This is a genomic window from Pelomonas baiyunensis (genome assembly GCF_043555935.1).
Lineage (GTDB): Bacteria > Pseudomonadota > Gammaproteobacteria > Burkholderiales > Burkholderiaceae_C > Pelomonas > Pelomonas baiyunensis.
The window spans coordinates 548,004-563,477 of sequence record NZ_JBIGIB010000003.1; the positions used below are offsets into that span (position 1 = coordinate 548,004).

General features: G+C 70.8%; 12 protein-coding genes. 4 read left to right on the plus strand and 8 right to left on the minus strand.

Features of this window, described 5'->3' with window-relative positions; translation table 11 throughout:
- Positions 1-178 precede the first annotated feature (178 nt).
- The 3 genes from ACG01O_RS13005 to ACG01O_RS13015 all read left to right on the plus strand — a co-directional run bounded on the left by ACG01O_RS13005 (position 179) and on the right by ACG01O_RS13015 (position 3,437).
- The gene (locus tag ACG01O_RS13005; protein WP_394385203.1) at positions 179-1,360 is read left to right on the plus strand and encodes a tyrosine-type recombinase/integrase; all 1,182 of its coding nucleotides are present in this window, start codon (positions 179-181) and stop codon (positions 1,358-1,360) included.
- Between the two features lie 587 nt (positions 1,361-1,947).
- Complete coding sequence (locus ACG01O_RS13010) at positions 1,948-2,238, plus strand: hypothetical protein (RefSeq protein WP_394385205.1); 291 nt, start codon at positions 1,948-1,950, stop codon at positions 2,236-2,238.
- Between the two features lie 179 nt (positions 2,239-2,417).
- The gene (locus tag ACG01O_RS13015) at positions 2,418-3,437 is read left to right on the plus strand and encodes a DUF4886 domain-containing protein (RefSeq protein WP_394385207.1); all 1,020 of its coding nucleotides are present in this window, start codon (positions 2,418-2,420) and stop codon (positions 3,435-3,437) included.
- On the opposite strand, the gene ACG01O_RS13020 is transcribed toward ACG01O_RS13015, so the two are convergent.
- The 7 genes from ACG01O_RS13020 to ACG01O_RS13050 all read right to left on the minus strand — a co-directional run bounded on the left by ACG01O_RS13020 (position 3,409) and on the right by ACG01O_RS13050 (position 13,328).
- The gene (locus ACG01O_RS13020; protein WP_394385209.1) at positions 3,409-4,542 is read right to left on the minus strand and encodes an MFS transporter; all 1,134 of its coding nucleotides are present in this window, start codon (positions 4,540-4,542) and stop codon (positions 3,409-3,411) included. The two genes, ACG01O_RS13015 and ACG01O_RS13020, sit on opposite strands and share 29 nt — an antisense overlap.
- A 7-nt stretch (positions 4,543-4,549) precedes the next feature.
- The gene (locus ACG01O_RS13025) at positions 4,550-5,041 is read right to left on the minus strand and encodes a thioredoxin family protein (protein ID WP_394385211.1); all 492 of its coding nucleotides are present in this window, start codon (positions 5,039-5,041) and stop codon (positions 4,550-4,552) included.
- Positions 5,042-5,137: 96 nt separating this feature from the next.
- Positions 5,138-6,148: an extracellular catalytic domain type 1 short-chain-length polyhydroxyalkanoate depolymerase gene (locus tag ACG01O_RS13030; protein WP_394385213.1), complete on the minus strand. Its 1,011-nt coding sequence runs from the start codon at positions 6,146-6,148 to the stop codon at positions 5,138-5,140.
- Positions 6,149-6,151: 3 nt separating this feature from the next.
- Complete coding sequence (locus ACG01O_RS13035; protein WP_394385215.1) at positions 6,152-7,525, minus strand: efflux transporter outer membrane subunit; 1,374 nt, start codon at positions 7,523-7,525, stop codon at positions 6,152-6,154.
- Positions 7,522-10,680, minus strand: a complete 3,159-nt coding sequence (locus ACG01O_RS13040) for an efflux RND transporter permease subunit (protein ID WP_394385217.1) — start codon at positions 10,678-10,680, stop codon at positions 7,522-7,524. The genes ACG01O_RS13035 and ACG01O_RS13040 overlap by 4 nt, the downstream gene beginning before the upstream one ends.
- Before the next feature lie 7 nt (positions 10,681-10,687).
- Positions 10,688-11,947 (minus strand): efflux RND transporter periplasmic adaptor subunit, encoded by a 1,260-nt coding sequence (locus tag ACG01O_RS13045; RefSeq protein WP_394385219.1) that lies wholly within the window; start codon positions 11,945-11,947, stop codon positions 10,688-10,690.
- Positions 11,948-12,098: 151 nt separating this feature from the next.
- Positions 12,099-13,328 (minus strand): multifunctional CCA addition/repair protein, encoded by a 1,230-nt coding sequence (locus ACG01O_RS13050; RefSeq protein ID WP_394385221.1) that lies wholly within the window; start codon positions 13,326-13,328, stop codon positions 12,099-12,101.
- A gap of 29 nt (positions 13,329-13,357) precedes the next feature.
- On the opposite strand from ACG01O_RS13050, the gene fghA reads away from it, so the two are divergent.
- A complete protein-coding gene (fghA, locus tag ACG01O_RS13055) occupies positions 13,358-14,185 on the plus strand; it encodes an S-formylglutathione hydrolase (protein WP_394385223.1) in 828 nt (275 codons plus the stop codon).
- 23 nt (positions 14,186-14,208) lie between these two features.
- Here fghA and ACG01O_RS13060 read toward each other — a convergent pair whose 3' ends face one another.
- The gene (locus tag ACG01O_RS13060) at positions 14,209-15,444 is read right to left on the minus strand and encodes an HDOD domain-containing protein (protein WP_394385225.1); all 1,236 of its coding nucleotides are present in this window, start codon (positions 15,442-15,444) and stop codon (positions 14,209-14,211) included.
- Between the last annotated feature and the right edge of the window lie 30 nt (positions 15,445-15,474).

Below are 15,474 nucleotides of genomic sequence, written 5' to 3' on the forward strand. Positions count from 1 at the left end.
TGCCGTTGCGCGTGCCGCTACTGCCATGTCACCCAAGGATTTTCACAAGTCTTGTGGCCGTCTGGCCCCTATCGCGATGGGACCTTGCCGCTCGGCATTCCCGTCGGTCATCCACCCAGCAATGCGTGCTGCCTTTCGGAGCGCCCGCGCAGATTGTTCTCACCACAGAGGAGATTGAATGCCCACCAAAACCTTTACGCCCGCCTTCATGGCGACCGGCCTGGTGTGTCCCGCCGGCATGAAGAAGATCGAGTACGGCGTTGACGGCGATCCCGGCCTGTTCGTCGAATGCCGCGCATCCCAAAAGTCGGTGCCGACCTGGTACCTGCGCCTGAAAAACGAGAAGGGAACAAACATCTACAAGAAACTCGGCACCATCAAGGACCTGAGCCTGACCCAAGCCCAGAAGCTCGCGAAGATGCTGCGCGCCGAACACGCGTCGGCCGCCAAGCAAGGTGACGCTGCAGCGGCAGCACCGGCAGAAATGACCCTGGATGTGTTCGTTCGCGACCACGTCAACCCGCACAACGCGATGCGCAAGAGAAGTCATGGCCGCGACCTGCAGCTGTACCACCGCATTGGCCCGAAGTTCGGCCACCTGAAGCTGACCGAGATTCGTCGCCGCGAGGTGCAGGTGTTCCACAACGAGCTGGTGCAAGTCGACAAGCTCGCGCCGGCCTCGGCGGACCACCACATCGTGTACTTGAAGCGCATCCTCAACCTCGCCCAGCAGTGGGAGTTCCTGGAGAAGAACGTGCTCGCCAAGGTGCCGCTGATGAAGGTCGACAACAAGGTCGAGCGTTATCTGTCGGCCGAAGAGACCCAGCGGCTGGTGGCCGTCCTGACCACCGACTTGGCCTATGGCGCGTCCTATGCGCTGCTGTTCTTGCTCAGCACGGGCGCACGGCTGAATGAGGCACTGCAGGCCAAGTGGGAACAGGTCGATCTTGAAAACGCCATCTGGCGCATTCCGGCCAGCAACAGCAAGAGCAAGAAGTCCCGGGCCGTGCCGCTGAACGATTCGGCCATGTGGGTGCTCAGCCAGCTCTGGACCAAAGGCAAGCACGACTACCTCTTCGTCAACGAGGCGACCAACAAGCCCTGGGTCACGCTGACCCGCGCTTGGTACCGCCTGCGCGCGAAGGCGGGGATCGAGAACCTGCGTGTGCATGATCTGCGCCACAGCTTCGCGTCCTTCCTCGCCAACGCGGGTCAAAGTCTGCTGCTGATCCAACAGCTGCTGGGCCATGCCGATCCGCGCACGACGCTGCGTTACGCCCACCTGTCGGGCGAGAAGTTGAAGGAGGCGGCCAACGAGGCGTCAGTGATCGTCAGGCCCTCGGGCTCGAAGGCGGCATAGGCGCAGAGGCGGCGGTCTGCCGGGAGCAAGGGCATGCTCCCGCGCAGATCGACCGACCCACCGGCACAGGTTCGGTAGTTCGGTTCGGAGGGCGGTGGCGCTATGCCGTTGAGCCGCTTGAGGAAAGGCGTATGGGCATCAGGCGCCAGGCTCAGAAAAGTTCGGCGGGAGGTTCGGTAGGTCGGCGGAGCAGGGGGAGAGAAAGCGAAAAACGCGTTGCAAATCTTCGGCTTGGACGCGTGGATTTCACGTTGTGGGATGTGTTGAAAATCCGCGTGTCGGTGGTTCGATTCCGCCCCAGGCCACCAAATCAAGAACGGCACCCTTTGGGGTGCCGTTTGCCTTTGGGGCTCAGATTCTTGAGTGGGCAAACGCAGGAGCGACGCCCACTGCGGCCCTGCAGGCGCCATGCGGGCTGCGGCGGCGCTGGCTGTTGTGGAGATCCTGACTCGATGTTGTCCGATGAACACCGGACGCTCCCGACCGTGAACCGGCGGATCCGCCAGTGCGCAATCAGCAAGCTTCTAACGCGCTGACTGAGCTAACCTCCACCCGTCCGATCAGGACTCAAAAAAAGGAGGAAGACCATGAACTTGAAGCACGTGGTGTGCGGTGCCGCGGTGGCGGTGCTGGCGTGTGGGGTGGCGCAGGCCAAGGGCGGCAGCAAGGGCGGGACGCACACGTCCACGCACAGCTCGGCGGCGTCCAGCGGTGGCAACCATTCGGTGAGCGGGTACACGAAGAAAGACGGCACCTACGTGGCGCCGCACCACGCCACCAACCCCAACGACAGCAAGCGCGACAACTACAGCACCAAGGGCAACACCAACCCCTACACGGGCAAGGACGGCACGGTGGACCCGGCCAAGAAGCCTTGACTTGCGGCGCCGGGGCGGTGGCGGAGACGACCTGCTGACCCGGGCTTCACCGTCGTTCCATGCCGCCGCATTCGCGCGCCGCGCCCATGGAACGGCACCCCTCGGGGTGCCGTTGTGCTTTACGCGCTCGCAGCATCGCGCCATCGGCGCGCGCGGCGCCGGCGGACATACTCGGGCGCATGACTTGGCACCGTTTCATCACCCCTGGCATCTCGGCTTGCATCACCGCCTGCATCGCCGCTGGTGCGGCCTTAGCGCCGGGCAGCGGCGCCTGGGCCGCGTGCGACATGCGCCTGCCGCCGCCCCCGGCGCTCGTTGCGACGGCGGCCGCGCCCTTGCGCCTGCTGTTCGTGGGCAACAGCTTCTTGCACGGCCATGCGCCGCCGGTTCAGTTTCACAACGCGGCGGCGGTGACGGACCTGAACGGCACCGGCTACGGCGGCGTGCCGGGCCTGTTCAAGCAGCTGGCGGACGAGTCGGGCGTGCCGGTGGAGGTGGCCAGTGAATTGGTGAGCGGGCAGACGCTGCACTTCCACCTCACGCACAAGCGCGAGCTGATCACATCGCGGCCCTGGGACGTGGTGGTGCTGCAGGAGCAAAGCACGCTGAGCCCGCAGCGGCCGGGGGATGCGCGGCTGTTCGTCGAGGCCGCGGGCGCGCTGGAAGCCGCCGTGCACGCGGTGAACCCGGCGGCCACGGTGGTGTTGATGGAGACCTGGGCGCGGGCCGATCAGGTCTACCGCACGCCGGGCGGGCGCTGGGCCGGCCAGACGCTGGAGGCCATGCAGGCCGACCTGCGCAGCGCCTACGCCCAGGCCCAGTCGGCGGCGGCGTGCATTGCCGAGGTGGTGCCGGTGGGGGACGTGGCCTTGCGGGCGGTGCAGGAGGGGCTGGCCGACCGCAATCCGTACGACGGCATCACGCCCGGCCAGTGGGCCTTGTGGGGGCCGGACCACTTTCACTTCAGCGCCTGGGGCAGCTACCTGGAGGCGCTGGTGCTGTACGGCCGCCTGCTGGGGCGCGACCCGGCGGGCGTGGGGGCCGAGACAGCCACGGGCCGCGCCTTGGGGCTCAGCGCGGCGCAGATGCGCGATGCGCAGGGCCTGGCATCGCGCGAGTGGAAAGAATGGCAGGAGGCGCAGGCGAGGCTGGCCGTGCACCCGGCCGCGGTCAAGCCCGCATCGCCCGCCGTGCGCTGAGCGCCATGAAGCCGGCGAACACCACCACCACCCACAGCCCGGCCGCGAGGCTGGCGTGCTCGGCCACCAGGCCGATCAGCGGCGGGCCGGCCATCATGCCGAGGTAGCCCACGCCCGACACCGCGGCAATGCCGTGGGCCGATGAGATGCCGGGCACCTTGGACGCGGCGCTGAACAGCACCGGCACCACGTTGCTCAGGCCCAGCCCCACCAGCGCAAAGCCCAGCAGTGCCACCGCGGGCGACGGCACCAGCAGGCCCAGCGCCATGCCGGACGCCGCCAGCACGCCGCTGAAGCGCATCAGCACCGCACCACTGAGCCGGGCGCGCACCCAGTCGCCGGCGAAGCGCCCCGCGGCCATCGCGCCGCTGAAGCTGGCGTAAGCCAGCGCGGCGTGGCTGGCGCTGCTGCCGCGCTCCTGCTTCATGAACAGCACGCTCCAGTCGTACATCGCACCCTCGGCCACCAGGCCCATGGCGGCCAGCACGCCCAGCAGCAGCAGCGGGCCGCGCGGCAGGCTCAGCGGGTGCTTTTCTTCGGCGGCCCGCTCGGGCACGGGCAGCATGGCCCGGCTGGCCAGCAGCGTGAGGGCCGCGCCCAGCCCGGTGGCCAGCAGCAGGTGCCCCTGCGCCGACAGGCCCAGGCCCGGCGCCACGCTGCCAAAGCTCGCGCCCGCCATGCCGCCCAGGCTGAACATGCCGTGAAAGCCGCTCATCAGCGGCCGGCCGCTCTGGTGCTCCACCTCGGTGGCCTCGGTGTTGATGGCGACATCCAGCAGGCTGCCGGTGATGCCGAACACGGCCATCACCGCCAACAGCGCCGGGTACACCGGCCAGGCCAGCAGGCAGGCAATCGCTGCGCAGCACAGCACACCCATGGTGCCGCTGACCGCACGCGGCCCCCAGCGGCCCACCACGCGCCCGGCCTGCGCCAGCGCCAGCAGGGCGCCCACGCCGCTGGCCAGCATGGCCAGGGCCAGCGCCTGCTCGCCCAGGCCGTACAGCGACTTCACCGTGGGCACATGCACGCCCCAGGTGGCGAACAGCACGCCCAACACAAAAAACTGAGCCCGGATGGCGTGGGAGGCGCGAAAAACAGCAGTCACAAGGGAATCACTTGGCCGTGGCGGCAATGCGGGTGAAGAAGTCGTACACGCCCTGGTCGCCCATCTTGCGGGCGTCGGCCAGTTCACCGCCTTCGGTGGCGTACAGCAGCTTGCCTTGGGGCGACAGCACGGCCACGGCCGGGATGCCCTTCTTCAGCGGCACGCGGTAGGCCTCGGCGATGTCGACGTTGCGGTCGAAGCGGCCCACGTCCACCTTGACCACCTTGAAGTGCTGCGCAATCAGCGGCGCGCTGGGGCCGGACTTGAACGTCGCGTCCAGCATGCGGCAGTCGCCGCACCAGTTGGCGCCGAACACCACCAGCACGGGCAGCTTGGCTTTCTCGGCCTCGGCCAGCGTGGTGCGGATGGCGGCCTTGGCGTCGGCGGCTTCGTCGTAAATGGCCGGCGGGCCGGCATGGGCCACGAGGCTGGCGCCCAGCAGCAGGGCAGGGGCCAGCGCGGGGGCCAGCGAGACGGTGAGGGCGCGGAGGAACTTCATGGTGGAAAGGCGGGTCAGGGCGCTATGAAAGCGCTTTCATGGATGATGCTTGACCGTGGACAACGTTGTCAAGCGCCGGAGGAAGCCGGCCATCGCTCAGCGCGCGGCCTGCTCGAAAAACTGCCAGATCACCGCGTTGGCGTCCAGCGCCTGCGACGGCCCGGCCTTGCCGCGCCCGCCACCGGGCGCACCGGGCCAGCTGTGGCCGCCGGTGTCGGTGGTGCACAGCTGCACCTGCACGCCGCCGGCACAGCCGCGGTAGGCCTCGCAGTGGGCGCCCGGGCGGTCCAGCACCGGCTGCGGGGGGGCGGCGCACTGGTTGCGCTGCACCCAGCGGGCGATGGTGTCGGGCACGGACACGAACTCCATCACCTTGCGGGTGTCGCGGAACGCGTTCGGCCCGGCACCGCCGCTGTAGAGCACGTGGTCGTCGTCGCGGGCGTGGATGTGCAGCACGGCAATGGGGCGGCTGGGCTGGCACTGGGCGGTGGCGTCGGTGCCGGCCACAGAGGCCACGGCGCGGAACAGGTCGGCCGCGTCGCAGGCCAGCCGGTGGCTCAGCATGCCGCCGTTGGACATGCCGGTGGCAAACACCCGGCCGGCGTCCACGCGCCAGCGGGCTTGCACCGCGGCCACCACGGCGCGGGCGAAGGCCACGTCGTCGCTGCCGCGGTCGCGCGCGCCGCCGCAGCAGCCGCCCGCGTTCCAGGTGGCGAACTTGCCGCCGGGAAAGCCGCTGTAGCCGTTCGGAAACGCCACGATGAAGCCGCCCACATCGGCCTGCCGCTGCAGCCCGTAGTGGGCGTCATCGGCCATGTGGGCCGCGTGGCCGCCGCCGCCGTGGAACGCCAGCACCAGCGGCGCGGGGCGTGCCGCGTCGTGGCCGGCGGGCAGGTGCACCAGCACCTCGCGGCCTTGCACCTTCAGCGTTTGCAGGCCACCGGGAGCGGCGTCGTCCGCCGGCGCGGCCGGCGCCTCGCGCTCGGCACGCCGCTGCTCGATGCGGGCCTTCAGGCGTTCGCGCAGCGTGTCTTGTGCGGTGGCAGGGCTGACCCCGGCCAGCGCGGCCAGCAGCACGGCCAGCGTGGGCAGCCAACGCGTGCCCATGGCTCAGCGCGCCCCGCCGAGTGCGCGGTACAGCGCCACCAGGCTTTGCGCCCGCAGGCTTTGCACCTGCACCAGGCTTTGTTGCGCGGCAAAGAGCGAGCGCTGGGCGTCCAGCCGGTCCAGCGCGCTGGACACGCCGGCGGCGTAGCGTTGCTCGGCCGCGTCCAGGCGGCGGCGCTCGGCCTCCACCTGCGCAGCCAGGGCGCTGCGCTGCTCGGCCAGCGCGGAGCGGCTGCTCAGGCCGTCAGCCACCTCGCGGAACGCGGTCTGGATGGCCTTTTCGTACTGCGCCAGGGCTACTTCGCGCGCCGCGCGCACCGCGGCCAGGTTGGCGCGGTTGCGTCCGGCGTCGAACAGCGGCTGCACCAGCGCCGGGGCAAAGCTCCAGGCCGAGTTCTTGAACAGGTCTGACAAATGCCCGCTGGCGGTGCCGGCGCTGGCGGTCAGCGTGATGCGGGGCCAGAACGCGGCGCGGGCGGCGTCGATGTTGGCGTCCGCCGCCGCCAGCGCGAACTCGGCCTGGCGGATGTCGGGCCGGCGGGTCAGCACCTCGGCGGGCAGGCCGGCGGGCAACTCGGCCAGGGGCTCGAACGCCGACACATCGCCGCGCGGCGCGGGCAGGTCTGCCGGCAGCGGGCCGCCCAGCAGCAGGGCCAGCGCGTTTTCGTCCAGCGCGCGTTGGCGTTGGGTCTGGGCCAACGCGGCGCGGGCCGCCTGCAAGGCGGACTCGGCCGAGCGCAGGTCCAGCTCGCCCGCCACGCCACCGTCAAAGCGTTGCTTCACCAGCGCCAGCGACTGCTCGCGCGTGGCCAGCGTGTCGCGGGTCAGGCGCAGCAGGGCCTCGTCGGCCTGCAGCGCAATTTCGGCCGTGGCCACGCTGGCCACCAACGCGGTGCGCACCGCCTGCTGGGCCGACTCGGCCGCCAGCACCTGGGCTGCTGCCGCGCTGCTCAGGCCACGCAGGCGGCCGAACAGGTCCAGCTCGTAGGCCGAGACCTGCACGCCGGCCTGGTACAGGCTGTTGATGCCACCGGCCGCCGTGGGCGTGCGCGAGCCGCTGAACACCGCGTTCACGGTGGGCCAGAGGTCGGCGTCGCGGGCGCTGGCCGTGGCGCGGGCCGACTCGATGTTCGCCACCGCCACCCGCAGGTCGCGGTTGCGTTCCAGCGCCAGCGGCATCAGCCGCTGCAGTCGCTCGCCCTGGAAGGCCTGGGCCCAGGGCAGTTCAGCCGCCACGGGGCCCGTGCCTTGCGGCGTGGTGAAGCCGGCGGGCAGGGCCGCATCGGCCGCCTCGCGGGCGGTCAGGCGGCGGGGCTCCGGCCCGGCGCAGGCGGCCAGCAGCAGGGCGGCGGCCAACAGGCTCAGCGTCGTCTTCATGCTTGGCCTCCGGTCGCGTCTTCCGCCTCGTGGGCGTCGCGTCGTCGCTGGCGTTCACTGCCCGGGAAGATGCGCCGCACCACCACGAAGAACACGGGCACCAGGAACACCGCCAGCACCGTGGCGGAAATCATGCCGCCCATCACGCCCGTGCCGATGGCTCGTTGGCTGGCCGAGCCCGCGCCACTGGCCAGCACCAGCGGCAGCACGCCGAGGATGAAGGCCAGCGAGGTCATCAAGATGGGCCGGAAGCGCAGGTGCGCGGCCTCGATCACCGCCTCCACCACGCTGCGGCCCTGGGCCTGCAGCTCTTTGGCGAACTCGATGATCAGCACCGCGTTCTTGGCCGCCAGGCCAATGATGGTGATCATGCCGACCTTGAAGTACACGTCGTTCTCCAGCCCGCGGAAGGTGGCGCCCAGCACCACGCCCAGCACGCCCAGCGGCACCACCAGCAGCACGGCGAACGGGATGCTCCAACTCTCGTACAGCGCGGCCAGGCACAGGAACACCGCCAGCAGCGAGAAGCCGAACAGGATGTAGGCCGTGGAGCCCGAGAGCTTTTCCTCGCGCGACTGGCCGGTCCATTCGAAGCCGAAGCCGTCGGGCAGCGTGGCCGCGATCTTCTCCATCTCGGCCATGGCCGTGCCGGTGGACACGCCCTTGGCCGGCTCACCCGCGATGCGCAGCGTGGGGTAGCCGTTGTAGCGCACGGTTTGCACCGCGCCGGTGATCCACTTGCTGCTGGCAAACGCGGCCAGCGGCACGGGCTGGCCGGCGTTGTTCTGCACGTTGAGCTTGAGCAGGTCTTCCGGCGTCATGCGGGCCTGTGCTTCGGCCTGCACCACCACGCGCTGCAGGCGGCCGGCGTTGGGGAAGTCGTTCACGTAGCTGGAGCCGAGCGAGGTGCCCAGCACCGCGTTGATGGACGCAATCGGCACGCCCAGCGCCAGGGCGCGTTCGCGGTCGATCTGCAGTTCCAGCTGGGCGGCGTCTTCCAGCCCGTCAGGCCGCACGGCCGCCAGCAGCGGGTTCTTGGCTGCGGCCGCCAGCAACTGGCCGCGGGCGGCCAGCAGCTCGGCGCGGGTGTGGGTGCCGCTGCGGTCTTGCAGGCGGAACGCGAAACCATTGGCGCGGCCCAGGTCGCGGATGGGGGGCGGGCTGACCGGGAAGATGATCGCGTCGCGGATCTTGCCCAGCGCGCCGAAGCTGCGCTGCACCAGCGCCTGCGCGGTGTGCTCGGCGCCCTTGCGCTCGTCCCAGGGCTTGAGTGTGACGAAGCCCAGCGCCGCGTTCTGGCCCGAGCCGGCGAAGCTGAAGCCCACCACGCTCACCATGCTCTCCACCTCGGGCTGCTTGAGCAGGTAGTCCTCGGCCTGCTGCATCACGGCCAGCGTGCGCTCCTGCGTGGCGCCCGGCGGCAGCTGCACGTTCACGAGGATGCTGCCCTGGTCCTCATTCGGCACGAAGGAGGTGGGCAGCTTCTGGAACATCAGCACGGCCACCGCAATCAGCGCGGCGTACAGCACCAGCCAGCGCGGCGCGCGGCGCAGCATGCGCGTCACGCCGTTCTCGTAGCGCTTGGCCATGGCCGCAAAGCCGCGGTTGAAGCGGCCGAAGAAGCCGGTCTTCTCGAGGTGGTGGCCGGCCTCCACCGGCTTGAGCAGCGTGGCGCACAGCGCTGGCGTGAGCGACAGCGCCAGGAAGGCCGAGAACGCGATGGCGCTCACCATCACCGCCGAGAACTGGCGGTAGATGTTGCCGATGGCGCCGCTGAAAAACGCCAGCGGCACGAACACCGAGATCAGCACCACCGTCACGCCGATGATGGCGCCGGAGATCTGGCCCATCGCCTTGCGCGTGGCCTTGAGGGGCGACAGCCCCTCTTCGCTCATGATGCGCTCGACGTTCTCCACCACCACGATGGCGTCGTCCACCACGATGCCGATCACCAGCACCATGCCGAACATGGTCAGCACGTTGATCGAGAAGCCCAGGGCCAGCAGCGTGGCGAAGCTGCCCAGCAGCGCAATCGGCACCACCAGCGTCGGAATCAGCGTGTAGCGGATGTTCTGCAGGAACAGGAACATCACCACAAACACCAACAGCACCGCCTCCACCAGCGTCTCCACCACCTGCGAGATGGAGATGTCGATGAACAGCGAGCTGTCGAAGGGAATCGCCGCCTTCACGCCGGCCGGGAAGTAGGGCTGCAGCTCCTTCAGGCGCTTCTTGACGGCGTCGGCCGTTTGCAGCGCGTTGGCCGAGGGGGCCAGCTGCACGCCAATGCCCACCGAGGGCTGGCCGTTGAGCCGGGTGGAGCGGCCGCCGTAGGTTTGCGCACCCAGCTCCACGCGGGCCACATCCTTGAGCCGCACGGTGGAGCCGTCAGCGTTCGCGCGCAGCACGATGTTGCCGAACTGCTCGGCGCTGGTGAGCTGTCCGCGCACCACCACGGTGGCGAACAGGCCTTGGCCGGGCAGGGCGGGTTGGTCGCCAATCGTGCCGGAGTCCACCTGCGCGTTCTGCGCGCGGATGGCGTCGTTCACGTCCTGCGGCGACAGGCGCAGCCCCTGCAGCTTGGCCGGGTCCAGCCAGATGCGCATGCCACGCTCGGTGCCGAACAGGCTGGCCTGGCCCACGCCCGGCACGCGCTGGATTTCCGGCAGCACGGTGCGCGAGGCGTAGTCGCCCAGCGCGACCGGGTCGAACGCCGGGTTGTCGCTGGACAGGATGCCGAACAGCAGGAAGTTGGGGTTGGCCTTGTCCACCCGCACGCCCTGCTGGATCACCGCCGTGGGCAGGCGCGGCTGCGCGCGAGCCAGGCGGTTTTGCACGTCCACCTGCGCCAGGTCGGGGTTGGTGGCGGGGTCGAAGTTCAGCGTCAGCGAGCCGGTGCCGTCGGCCTGGCTCACGGCCTCCATGTAGATGAGGCCGGGCGAGCCATTCATCTCGCGCTCGATGATGCTGATGACCGCGTCTTCCAGCGTCTGCGCCGAGGCGCCGGGGTAGGTGACCGACACCGAAATCGCCGGCGGCGCCACGGGCGGGTACTGCGCAATCGGCAGCTGCTTGACCGCCACCCCGCCGATCACGGCGATGAACAGCGCGAGCACCCACGCAAAGATGGGCCGGTTGATGAAAAACTGCGCCATGGTCGGGTCAGCCCTTGATCACGGCGGAGGCGGCCGAAGCTGCCGATGCTGCGGATGCAGCCGGCGCTGCGCCGGAAGCGCCAGACGCGCCCGAAGCGGCCCCCGGCGGCGTCCACGGCACCGGGCGGGCCTTGCCGCCGGCGCGGGTTTTTTGCAGCCCGTCCACGATCACCTTCTCACCCGGCTTCAGGCCCGACAGCACCAGCGCGCGGCCGGTGGCCGGCGGGCCCAGCTTCACCGGCCGGGCGCTCACACCGCCGTCGTCGGCCACCACCAGCACCGTGTCGCCCTGCGGCGTGCGGGCCACCGCCTGCTGCGGCAGCCAGATGCCGTCGGCCACCTCGGCCTGCGCCAGGCGCACGCGCACGTACAGGCCCGGCAGCAACTGCCTTTGCGGGTTGGGCAGCTCGGCGCGCAGCGTGATCTGCCCGGTGGCCGGGTCCACGCTCAGGTCCGAGAACAGCAGCTTGCCCGGCTGCGCAAACACGCTGCCGTCTTCCAGCACCACCTGCACTGCCGCGGCTTCCTTGCCGGCGGCGCGCTGGATCTGGCCCGCCGCCAGTGCCTTGCGCAGCCGCATCACTTCCGCCGCGGGTTGCGTGAAGTTCACGTAGAGCTTATCCACCTGCTGCACCACGGCCAGCGGCGTGGCTTCCCCTTGGCCGACGAGCGCGCCTTCGGTCACCAGCGCGCGGCCGATGCGGCCGGCAATCGGCGCCGTGACGGTGGCGTAGCCCAGGTTGATCTGCGCGGTTTGCACCGCGGCCTTGCCGGCCTGCACATCGGCCGCGGCCTGCTTGGCGGCGGCTTGCGCGGCCAGCGCTTCTTGCGGGCTGACGGCCTGCGTCTTGGCCAGCGGCGCGTAGCGGTCGGCCAGGGCTTGGGCCTGCATCAGGTTGGCCTCGGCGCGGGCCAGCTGGGCCTGCGCGCTGGCCAGGGCGGCGCGGTAGGGCGCGGCGTCAATCTCGAACAGCGGCTGGCCGGCCTTCACGTCGGCGCCTTCGGTGAACACACGCTTTTGCAGGATGCCGGCCGCACGCGCCCGCACCTGCGCCACGCGGAAGGCTTCCAGCCGACCGGGCAGTTCGGTGGTCAGGTCGGCCCGGCCTGCGGCGGCGGTGACCACGCCCACCTCGGGCGGCGGCGGTGTGGCGGCGGCCGGCTGGCTGTTGGAGGGGCTGCACCCTTGCAAACCGGCGCCCAGCCCGGCGATCAGGAGGACGGACGCGCCCACGCGGGCGCTGTGACCCCATGCCAACTTCTTCATTGCGTTCAAACCTGCGGTTCGCTCGCCACGCCCGGGGTGGGCGCAGCGCAAAACTTGGCACTGTAGCCATGGAACCGCTTTCACTCGGGTGAAGCAACGCAAAGCCCCGGGCGTGACTTTTCGGACTGCCGGGGCGGCCCGGCGGCGTGCCTCAGCCGCGGGCTTGCAGGGCCTCCAAGCGCGCCCGCTGCACCTCCCGGCCGATCTCGGGCCCCCGGGCGCCGCGCGCCAGGGCTGCGGCGCTGACGGCGCCCAGGTCTACCTGCTGCGCAGCGGCCAGGTCGGCGGCCAGTTGGGCCCGCTGCGGGTAGTCGCGGTCTTGCAGCCCGGCGCGGCCGCGGGCGTCGCATTCGCAGGCCCACAGCAGTTCGGCGAAGCGCTCCGGCCGGCGCCAGGCGTCACAGCGCTCCAGCAGGCGCAGCCGGGCTTCCGGCCCGAAGCCGCCGCTCTGGTGCACGTGGGTGTGCTCGCGCGCCACCAGCTCGGCCAGTTCCCGGCAATCGGTGGGCACCTTCCAGCGGGCGCTCACGGCGCGGGCCAGCTTTTCGCTGCGGCCCTCGTGGCCGATGTGGCGGGGCAGTTCTTCCTTGCGGGTCGTGCCCTTGCCCAGGTCGTGGCACAGGCAGGCGTAGCGCACCGTCAGCGGCGCGGCTTGTGCGGCGCATTGGTCCAGCACCAGCATCAGGTGCACGCCGGTGTCGATCTCCGGGTGGTGGGCTTCGGGCTGGGGCACGCCGAAGAGTGCGTCCACCTCAGGCAGCAGCTTGCGCAGCGCGCCGGCCTCGCGCAGCACCTCGAACATGCGCGAGGGCTGGCGTTCCATCAAGCCGCGCGAGAGTTCCTGCCACACCCGCTCGGCCACCAGCGCGTCCACCTCGCCGGCGGCCACCATGGTGCGCATCAGCGCCACGGTTTCGGGGGCCACCGTGAAGTTGGCAAACCGCGCGGCGAACCGCGCCAGGCGCAGGATGCGCACCGGGTCTTCCGCGAATGCGGGCGACACGTGGCGCAGCACCTTGTGCTGCAGGTCGCGTTGGCCGCCGTAGGGGTCCACCACCTGGCCGTCGGCGCCCTCGGCCATGGCGTTGATGGTGAGGTCGCGCCGGGCCAGGTCTTGCTCCAGCGTCACGTCGGGTGCGGCGTGGAAGGCGAAGCCGTGGTAACCGGCCGCCGTCTTACGCTCGGTGCGCGCCAGGGCCACTTCTTCGTGCGTTGTCGGGTGCAGAAAGACCGGAAAGTCTTTGCCCACCGGTTGGTAGCCGGCGACGAGCAGGTCGGCCGGCGACGCGCCGACGACCACCCAGTCGCGGTCTTGCACGGGCAGGCCCAGCAGGCGGTCGCGCACCGCGCCGCCCACGAGATAGGTCTGGAATGAAGCCATGCGCCGGATTCTGCGGCCACACTTCAGCCATGCAGACCCTGAACGAACACCGCTGCTTTGGCGGCACCCAAGGCTTCTACCAGCACGACTCGGCCGAGATCGGCCGGCCCATGCGCTTCGGCCTCTTCTTGCCGCCGGTGCCGCGCGCCTTGCTGGTGTGCCTGGCCGGGCTGACCTGCACCGAAGAAACCTTTGCCATCAAGGCCGGCGCGCAGCGGCTGGCGGCGGAGTTGGGGCTGGCCCTGCTGACGCCCGACACCAGCCCGCGCGGCGCCGGCGTGCCCGGCGAGAGCGACAGCTGGGACTTCGGCGTGGGCGCCGGCTTTTATCTGGACGCCACGCAGGCCCCGTGGGCGGCGCACTGGCGCATGGAAAGCTACCTGATGAAGGAGCTGCTGCCGCAGATGCAGCGCGACACCGGGCTGGGCCGCGTGGGCATCACCGGCCATTCGATGGGCGGGCATGGCGCACTCACCTTGGCGCTGCGACACCCGGGCCGGTTTGGCTCGTTGTCGGCCTTCGCCCCGATCGCTGCACCCCGGCAGTGCCCGTGGGGCCACAAGGCCTTCAGTGGCTACCTGGGCGACGACCCGGCGGCCTGGGCCGCGCACGACGCCAGCGCCCTGATGGCGGCGCAAGCCCATGCACCGTATCCACGCGGCGTGTTGATCGACCAGGGCCTGGCCGACAAGTTTCTGGCCGAGCAGTTGCACCCCGACGTCTTCGAGGCGGCCTGCGCTGCGGTCGGGCAGCCGCTGACGCTGCGCCGGCATGCCGGCTACGACCACGGCTACTTCTTCATCGCCAGCGTGGTGGACGACCACCTGCGCCACCACGCCGCGCAGCTGCTGGGCTGAGCGGGTTCAGCCGTGTGAGGGCATCAGCCGTGCGTGGGCATCAGGCGGCTGAGCAGCCGCACCAGCGGCGGTGAGCGCAGCTCTTGCGTGAGCTGGTCCAGCGGCGGGCGCGCCAGGCGCGGACGCAGGGCGGCCATGTCGGGCGTCGCGTCATGCGCGGGGTCGAACAGCGCTGCGCCCACCTCGTTGCGCGCCATGCGCTCGCCCAGCAGCGCGCACAGGGCGCCCAGCGTGAGGGCGGCTTCACGGTCGGCCGGCAGCACGCGGTCGGGGTCGAAGCGCAGGGCCGACAGCGTGCGGGCCTCGTCCACCAGATCGGCCGGCAGCTCCCAGGCGCGCATCAAGAGGTGGCCCAGCTCGTGGGACGCCAGGCCCAGTTCCTGCTGCTCGTGCACGGCGCGCTCGAAGGCGTCCATGTGGGGCAGCACGCTGGCGTCGGGCAGCAGGGCCGCACCGGCCTGCCGGCCCAGGAAGGACAGCACCAGCAGCGTGGCCAGCTGGCCCGGCTCGGCAATGCGCAGGCGTGGGGCGAGTTGCTGCAGCAGCTCGCCGGCCATGCTGCTGGCCTGCCAGAGGCGGTCGAATTCGGCGCGCTGGGCGGCGTCGCGCGGCTGAAAGCACTCGGCCAGCAGGTGCTGCAGGCACATCTGGCGCACGCTGGCCAGGCCCAGGAAGGTGGTGGCCTGCCCCACGCTGGTGACCGGCTGCTGCAGGCCGTACATCGGCGAGTTGGCCGTGGCGATGACGCGCGCGGCCACCGCCGGTTCGCCCATCACCAGCGCCGCCAGTTCGGCCGAGGTGGCCGACTGCACGAAGGCGGGCGACATCAGGTGGTGCACGGCCGGCGGCGGGCGGGGCAGGGCGCGCAGTGCGGCCATCAGCGGCTCGGTCAGCAGCGGGTCCAGCAGTTCGGCGGCATGCAGGGGCAGCCGGGTGGGCGGGGGCAGCGGGGTGTCGGGGGGCAGGTCTTGTCCGGGCGTGGTCTGGCCGGGCAGTGGCGCGATCTGCGTGGCCATCAGGTCCGCCCAGGCGGTGCCAGGGGCTGGGTCGGTGTGCGGGGCTGTGACCGGGGCCGTGACCGGGGGGTGGGCGGGCGCCGCCCCATGGGCGGGGCTGGCCGACGGAGCCGACGGGGCCAACGGTGCCGAGGGCGCGCGCCGGGGGGGAGGGGCGGCTGGGGTCGACGGGGGCGCGCTGCGCCACCACCACCACAGCACGGCGGCCACCAGCGCGAGCAGACCGACCAGGGTGAGGGACATGCCAATCCTTTTGCTGCTGCAAGTCACAGC